This is a genomic window from Pseudomonas sp. TE3552, from assembly GCF_056278945.1.
Genome location: NZ_JBWBQJ010000001.1, coordinates 5165233 through 5172500, shown reverse-complemented (window position 1 = coordinate 5172500; position 7268 = coordinate 5165233). Strand labels below are relative to the sequence as shown.

Annotated in this window: 3 protein-coding genes and 3 rRNA genes (1 of these 6 running past the window's edge); 4 read left to right on the top strand and 2 right to left on the bottom strand. The window is 58.2% G+C overall.

The features are described 5' to 3' along the window. The 4 genes from ACZ9BB_RS23310 to ACZ9BB_RS23295 form a co-directional block, all read left to right on the top strand. Positions 1 to 410: ribosomal RNA gene (locus ACZ9BB_RS23310) — 23S ribosomal RNA — on the top strand (it extends 2482 nt beyond the left edge of the window). Positions 411 to 570: 160 nt separating this feature from the next. After that, positions 571 to 686 (top strand): 5S ribosomal RNA (rrf, locus tag ACZ9BB_RS23305). Positions 687 to 793: 107 nt separating this feature from the next. Continuing rightward, positions 794 to 909 (top strand): 5S ribosomal RNA (gene rrf / locus ACZ9BB_RS23300). A gap of 418 nt (positions 910 to 1327) precedes the next feature. Continuing rightward, positions 1328 to 3208: a methyl-accepting chemotaxis protein gene (locus ACZ9BB_RS23295; protein WP_476216583.1), complete on the top strand. Its 1881-nt coding sequence runs from the start codon at positions 1328 to 1330 to the stop codon at positions 3206 to 3208. A 145-nt stretch (positions 3209 to 3353) separates the two neighbouring features. Here the strand turns inward: ACZ9BB_RS23295 and ACZ9BB_RS23290 are convergent, their stop codons facing one another. Beyond that, complete coding sequence (locus ACZ9BB_RS23290; RefSeq protein WP_476216581.1) at positions 3354 to 3821, bottom strand: SRPBCC family protein; 468 nt, start codon at positions 3819 to 3821, stop codon at positions 3354 to 3356. A gap of 29 nt (positions 3822 to 3850) precedes the next feature. Further along, on the bottom strand, positions 3851 to 7267 hold the full coding sequence (locus tag ACZ9BB_RS23285; protein WP_476216579.1) for an amino acid adenylation domain-containing protein: 3417 nt from the start codon (positions 7265 to 7267) through the stop codon (positions 3851 to 3853). Position 7268 lies beyond the last annotated feature (1 nt).

Below are 7268 nucleotides of genomic sequence, written 5' to 3'. Positions count from 1 at the left end.
GCACCTCGATGTCGGCTCATCACATCCTGGGGCTGAAGCCGGTCCCAAGGGTATGGCTGTTCGCCATTTAAAGTGGTACGCGAGCTGGGTTTAGAACGTCGTGAGACAGTTCGGTCCCTATCTGCCGTGGACGTTTGAGATTTGAGAGGGGCTGCTCCTAGTACGAGAGGACCGGAGTGGACGAACCTCTGGTGTTCCGGTTGTCACGCCAGTGGCATTGCCGGGTAGCTATGTTCGGAATAGATAACCGCTGAAAGCATCTAAGCGGGAAACTAGCCTCAAGATGAGATCTCACTGGGACCTTGAGTCCCCTGAAGGGCCGTCGAAGACTACGACGTTGATAGGTTGGGTGTGTAAGCGCTGTGAGGCGTTGAGCTAACCAATACTAATTGCCCGTGAGGCTTGACCATATAACACCCAAGCAATTTGTAGGCTTCGAGCTGAAAAGCGAAAGGGCACCAGATTGCGGTGTGTGAAGACGCAATGAACCGAAAGTTCGAGAAGCAAACACACAAACTATCGCATACCCAATTTGCTGAAGCGTCGAAAGACGGTTCGGTACCCGAATTTCTTGACGACCATAGAGCATTGGAACCACCTGATCCCATCCCGAACTCAGCAGTGAAACGATGCATCGCCGATGGTAGTGTGGGGTTTCCCCATGTGAGAGTAGGTCATCGTCAAGATTAAATTCCGAAACCCCTATCTGCATCTGCAGGTAGGGGTTTTGTTTTAGTAGAAGTCACCGATTTTACTGGCGCGTTATTGCTGTAACGGGCCGGTCACAGAATTTCTTGACGACCATAGAGCATTGGAACCACCTGATCCCATCCCGAACTCAGCAGTGAAACGATGCATCGCCGATGGTAGTGTGGGGTTTCCCCATGTGAGAGTAGGTCATCGTCAAGATTGAATTCCGAAACCCCTGTCTGCTTATGCAGACAGGGGTTTTGTCTTTCTGGGCTTATAGAAGTTTCAATCCCGAAGAGGGAGTCAGACCCAGACCTTGCGTGCCTTGTTACTCCTTCGAGCCAGCAATTCGAGCACCAATGCCTGTGCCTCGGCGCTCAGGGTTTCGGTCTCGAGAGCAACTGCCGTTCAATGCAACCCCTCACTAAACGCTGCTGTGTGGATGCTCTAGTACGCCGTTCGGCGGGTAACTGACTACTTTCGTACAAATCCCTAAGTTTTCTCCCCCTTGTGCCGAAAGACTGGTGAGACATGCGTGCACCAAAGTAGAGCGGCTTCAGAATGCCGTCTGCGCTGTTACATGGAATGTTGCAACCCGGAACGCATCCCCACTTTTTTGCATAAGAAGTCCCCTGAAATGAATCTCAAGTTCAGCCATAAAATCCTGCTGGCCGCTTCAGGCGTCGTGGTGCTGGCTTTTGCGTTGTTCACTTTGTACAACGACTATCTGCAGCGAAACACCATCCGGCAAAACATTGAATCCTCTGTCGAGCAAGCCGGAGATCTGACCGCCAGCAGCGTACAGAACTGGATGAGCGGCCGCGTGCTGGTATTGGAAAACCTCGCGCAGAACGTCGCTCATCAAGGCGCCAAAGTCGATCTGCCGGGACTGGTCGATCAACCCGCCCTCACCTCGAACTTCCAGTTCACCTACGTCGGACAAGCCAATGGCGTGTTCACCCAGCGCCCTGATGCGAAGATGCCGGACGGTTACGATCCGCGTCAGCGCCCTTGGTACAAACAAGCCGTGGTCGCCGACAAGACCATGCTGACCCCGCCTTACATGGCAGCGGTCGGCGGGCTGGTGGTGACCATCGCTATGCCGGTGAAAAAGAACGGCGAGTTGCTGGGCGTGGTCGGTGGCGACCTGAGTCTGGAAACCCTGGTGAAGATCATCAACTCGGTGGACTTCGGTGGCATCGGTCATGCGTTTCTGGTCAGCGCCGATGGTCAGGTGATCGTCAGCCCGGACAAAGATCAGGTAATGAAAAACCTGAAAGACATCTATCCGGGCTCCAGTGTCCGCATCGAGAAAGGCAATCAGGAAGTCGAACTGAACAAGCAGGACCGCATCCTCTCGTTCACGCCGGTGAGTGGTTTGCCGAATGCCGAGTGGTACGTCGGTCTGTCGATCGACAAGGCCAAGGCCTACGCACCACTGAGCCAGTTCCGCACCTCGGCTCTGATCGCGATGTTCATAGCCGTGACCGCCATTGCGGTGCTGTTGAGTCTGCTGATTGGCGTATTGATGCGTCCGCTGACCACGATGGGCCGTGCGATGCAGGACATCGCTCAGGGCGAGGGCGATCTGACCCGTCGTCTAGTGGTAGAGAGCAAGGACGAGTTCGGCGAGTTGGGCGGTTCTTTCAACCAGTTCGTGGAGCGGATTCACGCGTCGATTTGCGAAGTGTCCTCGGCGACCCGTCAGGTTCATGACCTGTCGCAACGGGTAATGGCATCGTCCAACGCTTCGATCATCGGCTCTGACGAACAAAGCGCCCGCACCAACAGTGTGGCCGCGGCGATCAACCAATTGGGCGCCGCCACCCAGGAAATCGCCCGCAATGCCGCCGATGCTTCGCAACACGCCAGCGGCGCGAGCGAGCAGGCCGATGACGGTCGTCAGGTGGTGGAAAAAACCATCCTGGCCATGACCGAGCTGTCGCAGAAAATCAGCCTGTCCTGCACGCAGATCGAAACCCTGAACGCGAGCACCGACAACATCGGGCACATTCTCGATGTGATCAAAGGCATCTCCCAGCAGACCAATTTGCTGGCGCTCAACGCGGCCATCGAAGCGGCCCGCGCCGGTGAGGCCGGTCGTGGTTTTGCGGTGGTGGCGGATGAGGTGCGTAACCTGGCTCATCGCACCCAGGAATCGGCGGAAGAGATCCACAAGATGATCAGCTCGCTGCAGATCGGCTCTCGCGAAGCAGTGACCACCATGAACGCCAGTCAGGTCTCCAGCGAGCAGAGTGTCGAAGTGGCGAATCAGGCCGGCCTGCGCCTGGTCAGCGTGACCCAGCGTATCGGCGAAATCGACGGTATGAACCAATCGGTGGCCGCGGCGACTGAAGAACAGACGGCGGTGGTGGAAACCCTCAACGTCGACGTCAACCAGATCAACCTGTTGAACCAGCAGAGCGTGGCCAACCTCAATGAAACATTGAAGGATTGTGACGCGTTGTCTCAGCAGGCCAATCGGTTGAAGCAGTTGGTTGATAGTTTCAAGATCTGATTTCTGGTTAGTTGGACCGCGTTATCGTTCTTCGCGAGCAAGCCCGCTCCCACATTCGGCCGCATTTTCCCTGAGAGAACGCGGTCATTTGTGGAAGCGGGCTTGCTCGCGAAAGCGGTGCATCAGTCACCGCCGCACCGAAGCCTTACACAAACAACTTCAACACATTCCCCATCGCATCATCGGCAAACCCCTGAACGAAATCCTTGAACCCCGGCAGTGCCTCGGCACCACCTTGGGCCGGTTCGGCGATGATGGTCCATGTCGCCCGCGACTTGTTCACTCCCAAGGATTCAACACTCATCGCCGCCCACAAATTGGCCACGCCCAAGGTGTTGTAGATCGTGGTCCAGGTCATGTTCAGCGCCTGGTCGTCCCGGGAGTTAAGTTGTTCGACCACCAGGTTACCGTCCTTAAAGAACTTCTTGCGCAGCGACGACACGCCTTCGCCCGTCATCTCGATGTGCGACAGCGCCGGAATGAATTGATCGAAGCCGGCAAAGTTACCGACTACCGCCCAGACGTGCGCCGCATCGGCCGGTACTTCCACCGAAGAAATGACGTGGCAGCCTTGAGGATTTTTGATCAGGGTATCGGGTTGCAGAGTATTCATGGTTTTGCTCCGTGCAGGGTTAGGGTGAATCAGATGAAGTTGATTTCTTTGAGGTAGTCGCAGCCGCGCCGCAGCAGCGCCGGGGATTTTTCCGGGTAGTGCGCGCCCATCTGCCGTACGCCGGCCTGGGCGTTGTCGTGGCCGATCATCGAGATGTCGCCGATGTCTTCTTCGAAGCCGTTGAGGTAGAAACCCAGCACGCCAAACAGCGCGTTATCACTGTCGACTCGGCCCAGTTGCTGCTGCCAGTCGGCGACGCTGACCATGGCGAACTCCCGGCCGGCTTCGCGAAATGACGCTACGTAGGTGTCCCAGCTCAGGGGTTCGGGGTTGTGCAGGTTGAATACGGCTTTTTCGGCCTGGTAACGGCTGGCATGGAAGGCGATGAAACGGGCGAGGAAATCCACCGGCATCAGGTCGAAATTCAGCGCGAACTCCGGTACCTGCCCCAGCTGAATCGAGCCCTTGAGCATTAGCATCAAGCGATTCTTGTGGGGCTGACAGACGCCAGTGAGGCTGTTGAAACTGATGTTGCCGGGACGATAAAGATTGACCCGTACCCCACGCTCCCGCGCCCGCTCGAGGATCCGCTCGGCGACCCATTTGGACAGGTTGTAGCCGTTCTTGATGTAGATCGGCGGTGTCTGCGCTGCGGGCAACTCCAGAACCCGGCCATCGTCGGAGATCGTGCTCGAAGCCGAGAGCGTCGAGACGAAGTTGAAGATTTTCTTGCTGCGCCCTTCACACAGGCGCAGGCACTCGAAAATCGGCTCGACGTTATCCTGCGCCAACGACTCGTAATCGAGGACGTGATTGACGTTGGCGGCGTTGTGCACCAGCGCGCCGAACTCGCAGTCCAGTTGTTGGTAAACGTCTTCGCTGAGCCCCAGTTGCGGGCGAGTGATGTCCGCCGCGTAAACCCGCACCCGGCTCAGATCCAGATGCTCCAGACGGTTTTCCCGCAACGCCTGAGCAAAGCGTTGCGCCGCCGATTGTCCGCCACCATCACGTACCAGGCACGCCACTTCGGTAGCGCCCCAGGCCAGCAGCGCTTCGACGATATGAACGCCGACAAAGCTGTTGGCGCCGGTGACGATCACCTTATGCACATCGCCCATTCGGCTGACCGGCAACGGCTCGATATCCAGTTCGCGGAAGGCATCGGCCAGGGCTTTTTCACTTAGCACTTCCTCGGTCCCGGAGCCGCGAACCAAGGTCGCCAGCTTCGCAATTGTCGGCAGTTCGATGAAGCGGTTGATAGAGATGCTGCGGCCGAACTCCTCACGCAAACGCAGGAGCATGCGCGACAGCAGGATCGAGTGCCCGCCGAGGTTAAAGAAACTTTCATCGGTGGAGATATCACTGGTGGGTAGCTCCAGCAACTCGGCCCAGATCTCCAGCAACAGCGCTTCGTCGGCGCTGGCGGGCAAACGCCGCTGGTTGTTTTCGCTCACATTGACGGGCAGTTCCAGCAGTGCTTTGCGGTCGACCTTGCCGTTGCTGGCGAACGGCATGCTGTCCAGTTCTGTCCAGGCCGTCGGCTGCATGTAATCCGGGAGAAACTGCATCGCGTGGGCTTTCAATGCCTCGCGAGCGACGCCGGTTTGGTCTTCCTGAGGTTGTGCGAGAAAGGCCAGAATCCGTCGATGACGGTCGATGACCACTGCCACCTGACGGTACAGCTGACTGTCGCGCAGGCAGCGTTCGATCTCTTCCGGCTCGACCCGAAAGCCGCGAATCTTCACCTGATTGTCTCGCCGTCCACAGAGTTCGATACCGTCGCGGGTCCACTTGGCCATGTCGCCGGAGCGGTAGGCGCGCAGGCTTTGGCCGTTCGGCAGGCTCAGGTTCAGATAGCGTTCGGCAGTCTGCTGCGGATTGTTCAGGTAACCCAGGCACACCCCTGGACCGACGATGTACAGCTCACCGACGGTTTGCTCGGTCACCGGTTGCAAGTCCTCATCGAGGATCAGCACCAGGCTGTTGGCAATCGGTGCGCCGAGTGTCCGGTTGCTGTCGCCGGTGCGCAGTTGCCGCGCGGTGATCAGCACCGTGGCTTCGGTCGGGCCGTAGAGGTTGTAGAGATTGCCTTGGCGGGTCAGTTGCTCGATCACGTAGGGTTCGCAAACATCGCCACCGGTCATCACATGATCAAGGACCTGCAACTGATCCAGCGGCAGGATGCTTAACAACGCCGGCGGCAGAAAGGCGTGGCTGAGTTGTTGGTGACGGATCAGCTCGACCAGTTGCAGCGGGTCGCGACGTTGGTCCTCGTTGGGCACGATCAGCTCGGCGCCCTGGAGCAACGTCGGGAAAATATCGATCAGCGACGAGTCGAAACTCAACGAGGAAAACTGCAACACCCGGCTCTGCTCGGTCAGCTGCACATAGTCGGCGTACCACGCGGTGAAGTGCGCGAGGTTGGCCTGGCTGAGCAACACGCCTTTGGGGTGACCCGTAGTGCCTGAGGTATAGAGCGCCATGCACGGTGCGTCGAGATCGGGGCGTTGGCGCATCAAGGGTCGATCGAGGTTCACATCGCCGATGTCGATGCGGCCGATGTCCAGCCCCGGTATCGTCTCGCTGAGCGGGTGTTCGCCGTCATGCAGCAACAACACTGCCCCGGCGTTTTCCAGAATGTACTGCTGACGTTGCAGCGGATGGCTTGGCTCCAGCGGCAGGTACACCGCGCCGCTGCCCAGGATCGCCAGAATCCCCGCATACAGCGCGCTGCATTTTGGCAGGCAGATGCCGACCACCAACAGTCCTTGATGCTGATCGAGCAACGGCTGCAAACGCTGTTGGATGGCGCGGCTGTGGGCGTGTAGTTGCCGATAGCTCAGCGATGTGTTGGCGATGTTCAGCGCCGCGCGCTCGGCAGACTGGATGAAGCGCTGTTCAAGCCGCTCGATCATCGGGATCTGGGCGAGTTGCAGTAGCCAGGGTTCAGCCGTGGTGTTGAGCTGATGGACGAAGGCCAGGCGCTCTAGAAACAGCAGATTTTCCACCTGCTCAAAGTGCGCGGCAGCCATTGGCTCAGCCTGCAGGAAATAGTCGGCATCGCGGGAGAAGCGGCTGACCAGCAGTGCCACATGATCGACCAGCTCGGCCACTGCTCGCAGACGCAATGCCTGGCCATTGCCGGACACCTCTTCGGCGACCGGCACGCGAGTCAGTTGCGTCGTGTTGTACGTGCACAGCAGGTCCAGTGATGGCAGGCCGTAGGCGCCCGGCAGTCCGACACCCAGTTGCAGCATCAGGCGCGGAGCTTCGCCGAACTCCTGAAACGGCAGGCTCGCATCATCGATCAGCAAGTCAAACGTATACAGCGGTGGCTCCTGCAGATTCGCAAGCCGCGCCAGTGAATGACCGTGTTGTTCGAGCTCCAGCGCCAGTTCGGTCAGGGCCTGGCTTTGCCCGATGAGCAAAATATCGAGACGTCTCATG